Origin of the sequence: Pseudoalteromonas sp. MelDa3, assembly GCF_002863625.1 — a bacterium.
In the GTDB taxonomy this organism is placed as follows: domain Bacteria; phylum Pseudomonadota; class Gammaproteobacteria; order Enterobacterales; family Alteromonadaceae; genus Pseudoalteromonas; species Pseudoalteromonas arctica.
Genome location: NZ_PJBR01000135.1, coordinates 1 through 5895 on the forward strand (window position 1 = coordinate 1; position 5895 = coordinate 5895).

The following is a 5895-nucleotide window of genomic DNA, read 5'->3' on the forward strand; positions in this document are numbered from 1 at the left end:
ATATAACTCTCAGTAACTTCTATTTTTTGACTCTTTAATAAATGTAATTGTATAAAATGTATCTACTTTATTTTTTAAATTTTACTGTTTTATTGGCCTAAGTTAAATTTTTTAACTACTACAAAATTAGTTGTTTTGATTTAATCGCATTTATACTTTTACGCTGTTAATGTATGTTAATATTGTGTGATATCACATGTATTACAAAAACAGTCATTGTTTTTGATTTTTTGATTGCGCAGGAGACTTTTGGGTGAAAATATCACAACGTTTATTTTGGCCATTACTTTTTGTGTGCCCTCTTGTAACGGCTGAGCCGTTTGAAGATGAAGACCTCGATCTTGATGCTTTAATGGGTATGGATGTGCAAGCGACTTCTGCGATGAAAAGAGCACAATCAGCATTTGATACCGCTTCATCTATTTATGTATTAAGTAAAGAACAAATTACTAAATCTGGTGCTACATCAGTACCTGAAGCACTAAAAATGGTGCCGGGTTTAATTGTCCGTCAGCTCGATAACAATCAATGGGCTATTTCCTCAAGAGGCATTGCCTCTCGCTTTTCAAGCAAATTATTGGTTATGATTGACGGACAAAGCTTATATACCCCAAAGTTTGCCGCTGTTTATTGGGAAACACTCAACGTTCCTTTGTACGATATTGAACGTATTGAAGTTATACGCGGACAAGGCGGATTACTTTGGGGAAGTAACGCAAATAATGGCGTTATTAATATCATTACTAAAAATAGTATTGATACTCGCGGTGGATACGCAAGTGTAACAACTGGTAATCAAATAAATGTTGATGCTAATCTTCGCTACGGTGGTGATATAAGTAACATAGGCAGCTACCGTGTGTATGGGCACTTAAAAGATGCTAATGAATCAAAAAAAGGGATCTCACTCGCTCCTAACGACACAACTAAGCAAAATTCTTTAGGTTTTAGAGCTGACTTCACCCCTAATGATGAGTGGTCTGCGCTACTTCAGGGTGATGTAACTCATTCCACACTTGGCCAAAACTACCGAGGTGTTGTCGATGAAACCAACGAAAACATTTCATTTTCAGATGATTTAAAGCGAACAGACTCGCGCATAATGGCGCGCCTTGAAAACAGAATGTCGCCAGATGCCAATCAAATGCTACAAATTTCTTGGCTTAAACAAAATGGCTCTCAAAATTATATTAAAGAAGACTTTGAATCGATAGATATTGATTATCAAATGAACTTTATATATCAATCTCTACAGTTAGATTGGGGGTTGAACTACCGATACAATTCTATATCTTTCGCAGAAAGTGTATTTTTAGATAGCGATAAAAACTTTGATAGCCTCAAACAATATGGTGCACTTGTTCAAGCTCAATATAATGTGACTCCTGACACTCTCGACTTTATTGTTGGTACTAAGCTTGATCATAACGATTTAACTGGCTGGGAAAATCAACCATCAGCAAGACTTATATACAAACCAGTAGATAACCATCTTACTTGGGGAGCAATATCGCGAAGTGTGCGTACACCAACATTAATTGAGTTTAACGATAATTTTAAAGTTAATGGTACAGAAATTAAAGATCTTACCGGTTTAAGTTCAGGCTTTGACCAAATAGACGACTACCGAATTGCAACCTACCTAAATGGTAATGACAAAGTTAAATCAGAAAACTATCTATCTTATGAATTAGGCTACCGTTTTACTGCTAACGATTGGTCATTAGATCTTTCTACTTATTATACCGATGCTAAAAACGTAGCGGTTATTGATATGAATACGCATGCTGAACAATTCACTCCTATACTTGATTTATTTCTAGCAGGGAGAATTCCAGAAGTATTTCAAGCACTAACAATGACTCGTATAGATTTAGACTTTGCATCTGTAGCAGACACAACCACTAAAGGGTTCGACTTAGTAGTATCATGGCAACCAATTGATAATCTCAATACTGAGTTTGGTTATAGTTACACCGATTATAACTACGATTTACCTCCTAGAGTAGAGCCCGCTATCGGGTATGACTCTAAAAACAGGCAGTTATTTGCAAAAGCCGATTATTCTTTTTTAACCAACCATAACGTGTTTGCGACATTACGAGCAGTAAACTCAAATGCATATAATACTGATAATTACACAACGTTAGATATTAGTTGGAATTGGCAGGCTACACCTGTGTGGTCTACTGCAGTTTCGGGTAAAAACCTATTTTCAGGTTCACATATTGAGTACAGTAATACGCGCGAAACCTATACATTACCAAACTATATTGATGAATGTATTACGTTTACAATTTCAGCAAATTTCTAAGCTAATTAGATGATTAAATTAAGAAGTCTAATTCACAGAAGCTTAATAGCCTTGGTACTTTTAAGTACCAGCGTTGACGCTGTTGAAAAAGAATACATGCTAAAAGCAGGCTTCTTGTATAACTTTGCACGTTTTGGACACTGGGATTCTCATTTAGAGCCCCTTGATCAATTTACTATTTGTAGCCCTGATAAATACTTTATTGATGTGGCTAACACCGCTCTAAAAAATCGCACTATAAAAAAATTACCTTTACATAATAAATTAGTCACTATTGATGAAGTCACAACATCTGCGTGTAACATGCTATTTATCACCTCAGATACATTTGCTCAGTGGCAAAACATAACTCCTTTAGATCTAAAAAATATTATGGTCATTGGTGAAACAGACTCATTTATTGAAAATGGCGGCCATATCAGATTCTTTCTTTCCAGTGGTAAAATTCGCTTTGAAATTGCACCACAACAGCTTAAAGATGCAGGCATTACTATGAGTTCAAAAGTACTACGACTTGCACGCGTTGTAGATAGGTAATGCAATGAAAAAACTATTTGCATTAAATACAATGAGCAAAAAATTATTATTCATCTTAATGAGTGTCGCACTTGTATCAACCGCTACAGTAACCATTGTATTTAGTGCTTATGAAATCACCAGCGCTAAAGAAGAACAAATAGAAAGCCTGGGGTCGCTGTCTAAAATGCTTTCACCCAATATAACTGCTGCACTTATGTTTAATGATATAGATGCAGTACAAGAGCTTATAAACCCAATACTTATACGCTCAGATGTTATTAGTATAATGGTAACGAGTATGACTGGTGAACAACTTGTTATTGCTCAAGCCGAAAATGAAGAAATAGAACAAAGCATTGAGGTTAATACCCCCCTTCAGCTCGATATGCATGATTATGGCGTATTAAAAATACGCGCTAACAACAGTTACATTCAAGACAGAATCACTTTTTACTTTAAATTTATAATGATTTTGATGGTCTTTACCTTTGCTATCAGCCTCATTTTATCCCTTTTGCTAAGGCGCCGCTTTTTAAACCCTATTTTATATTTAGCACAAACAGCAAATAAAATAACAACGTCACATGATTATAGTTTACGCGCTAAACAACTATCACAAGATGAAGTCGGACAGTTAACTTCTTGTTTTAACGATATGCTATACAACATTGAGCAAAGAGAAAGCTCATTAGAAAACCAAGTTAGGCTTCGTACTAATGAACTTGAAAATGCAAATATTCAGTTGCAACAATATGCTTACCAAGACGGGTTAACCGATTTACCAAATAGACGGTATTTTTACGAGAAACTACAAAGCTTAGTAAGTATTAAGGGAATGAAATTCGCACTTATATTTATAGATTTAGATGGTTTTAAAGAAGTAAACGACAGCCTTGGACATGACTACGGTGATTTATTATTACACCAGGTAGCAACGAGGCTGCAAAGCTGTATAACAACAAAAGATACAGTAGCACGCTTAGGTGGAGACGAATTTACATTAATTTTAGAGGGTGTAAGTAGCCCTGATGAAGCATCAAAAATTGCCGAAGCTGTAAAAAGCAGTTTAATGCAGAGCATTAAAATAAAAAAAGAAACAGTCTATGTTACTGCAAGCATAGGTTTAACGTTTTTCCCTGCTGATGGTTTAACAGTAGAAGAGCTTGTTAGACGTGCTGATCAAGCGATGTATTTATCTAAAAATAAAGGGCGGAATCGCTATGAGTTTTTCTCCTATGCTATCGAAGAAAAAGCCACAGAGAAGCGTCGCCTGATAGAAGAGATACGCACTGCAATTGTAAAAAACCAATTTGAATTATATTACCAACCTATATTTTCAATTGATGGGAAATCAGTACCTAAAGCTGAAGCCCTTATTCGTTGGAACCACCCTGAACGAGGCCTAATAGGGCCCAATGAATTTATACCTGTTGCTGAAAAAAACGGATTGATAAACGATATCGGCCAATGGGTAAAATCTCAAGCAATTCAAGATACCGTCCTATTCAATGTTTTAAGTGAAAAGACAATTCAAGTCAGTGTAAATACATCACCTCTTGAAATTGACCGCGCTGGTTGCTGGGTGGATGAATGGATTGTTGCAAGTAAAAAGTACCAACTACCCGCCAACACTATTTTAATTGAAGTCACTGAAAATACCTTAATGGATCCAGATTCGTCAATACAGCGACAATTAAAACGCTTAAGCACTATTAATATAGACATAGCGATTGACGACTTTGGTGTTGGTTATTCTTCTTTGGCGTATCTACAGCGCTTAGATATAGATATTTTAAAAATAGATCGCTCATTTATAAGCGATATTGAATCAAACGATAATAGTATTGCTCTCGTGAAGGCTATTATCACTATGGCTCACAACCTAGATGTAATGGTGGTAGCGGAAGGTGTTGAAACACAAAAACAGTATGATCTATTAAAGCTGCTTGCATGCGATTATATTCAAGGCTACATTTTTTCAAAGGCAATTACTAAACAAGAGTTTATGAAAAAGTATATAATACCAATCCGCAATAATACTTAATCATTTTGCGGGGCTAAATGTGTCGCTACCTGTGTTAAAAAATTCTCATTTAGAACAACTAAATAGCAAATTTTTTGCCTAGCTATCAACACGTTTTTCCATCCTCAAAATAGATCACTTAATTAAGCGAATTGGTATAAAACAAAAAGAAGTGATCTGATTTATGTCCATCTTGCTGGATTTTAGCAATTCAAAACAGAACACGTCTTTACTCTTGCGTTAAAATTTCATGTATTTAAAGCTTAATCCCAAGCTATAACCAGCGAGGGACTAGTTGCTTGTACTCTTTATATTGTATTGAAAAGCGATGAGCTAAATGAGCTTCTTCAACTAACGTCTGTCTATATATAGCTATAAAACCAATAACCAAACAGGTCAAACTAAATATACTAGGTAAGGCTAAAAAGAAACCCACCTGTGCAGCTACAACACCTAAATACATCGGATTCCTAGAGTATTCATATAGTCCTGATGTTTTAAGCTCATGTGGTCCCTTAGGATCAATTCCTGAACGCCAAAGTGCCGCCATATGAAAATGTACAAACATCGTCAAAATAAAACCTGCACTCAATAAAATATCGCCAAATAATACACCTGGCCAGCCATTGAGAATTGGGAATAACCCAAGGTAGCTATCTAACTCAGGTACAAACACTCTAATTACACATATAAACCAAATAGCAGCCCTGAAAAACTTAAAAACCATATGGTTCCACCAACTAGTACAAAACTTATCTCCGGGATAAATAACGCCTGATGGTGTGTCTCTATTTTTATAAATAATTCTAAATGTATAAAACCCCGCAACAAAAGTATAAAAAATAGCTAAGTAAATACGTGTAAATTCAACTAGCGAAGTAGAGTCATCTAAAAATGTTTCATAGGGCATCTAGTTACAGCTCACAATCATTATTGGTAGTAATTTTAAAACAACTAACTCAATAAATTTTAGTTATAAGGTCATGAAATTATATTAGTATTCATTGCCTTCATAAACAAGTTAAGTCAGAGGTTTGTT

The 5895-nt window shown here is 35.3% G+C and carries 4 protein-coding genes; 3 read left to right on the forward strand and 1 reads right to left on the reverse strand.

Annotation, left to right across the window (positions count from 1 at the left end; translation table 11 throughout):
• Window positions 1-253 precede the first annotated feature (253 nt).
• From CXF89_RS17905 to CXF89_RS17915, 3 genes are read left to right on the forward strand one after another with little or no spacing between them, the layout of a single operon-like run.
• Window positions 254-2314 (forward strand): TonB-dependent receptor plug domain-containing protein, encoded by a 2061-nt coding sequence (locus tag CXF89_RS17905; protein ID WP_121955356.1) that lies wholly within the window; start codon window positions 254-256, stop codon window positions 2312-2314.
• A 9-nt stretch (window positions 2315-2323) separates the two neighbouring features.
• Entirely contained in the window at window positions 2324-2851 is a 528-nt protein-coding gene (locus tag CXF89_RS17910; protein ID WP_007586256.1) for a YfiR family protein, read from the forward strand.
• A 4-nt stretch (window positions 2852-2855) separates the two neighbouring features.
• Window positions 2856-4877: a putative bifunctional diguanylate cyclase/phosphodiesterase gene (locus CXF89_RS17915; RefSeq protein WP_101216285.1), complete on the forward strand. Its 2022-nt coding sequence runs from the start codon at window positions 2856-2858 to the stop codon at window positions 4875-4877.
• 253 nt (window positions 4878-5130) lie between these two features.
• Here CXF89_RS17915 and CXF89_RS17920 read toward each other — a convergent pair whose 3' ends face one another.
• Window positions 5131-5766 carry a methyltransferase family protein gene (locus CXF89_RS17920; protein ID WP_024592034.1) on the reverse strand — a complete coding sequence of 212 codons (636 nt, stop codon included), beginning with the start codon at window positions 5764-5766 and terminating at the stop codon, window positions 5131-5133.
• Window positions 5767-5895 lie beyond the last annotated feature (129 nt).